Annotated in this window: 1 protein-coding gene; it reads left to right on the top strand. The window is 51.4% G+C overall.

Annotation, left to right across the window (positions count from 1 at the left end):
• Positions 1-243, top strand: a 243-nt coding sequence (locus tag FJA49_RS18245) for an HYR-like domain-containing protein (RefSeq protein ID WP_158629416.1), incomplete at both ends; no start/stop codon positions are given.

Genomic DNA, 243 nt, shown 5'->3' with positions numbered 1-243 from the left:
TGACCGATACTCAGGCTCCTGCATTCGTTGGAACACTGCCTGCTGCCGAAGTGGCTGCGTCTTGCGACAATATCCCGGCTGCGGCTACGCTTACTGCAACCGATGCTTGCGGAACTGCAACTGTAACTTTTGCAGAGACTAGAACTGACGGTGCTTGTGCCGGAAGCTATACATTGACAAGAAAATGGACTGCTACTGACCTATGCGGTAATACTGCCGAGCATACTCAAGTGGTTAGTGTGA

It is taken from the genome of Flavobacterium microcysteis, assembly GCF_006385255.1.
GTDB lineage: Bacteria > Bacteroidota > Bacteroidia > Flavobacteriales > Flavobacteriaceae > Flavobacterium > Flavobacterium microcysteis.
Note: the sequence above shows the minus strand (reverse complement) of the source record. Positions and strands in the feature narration are given on the sequence as shown.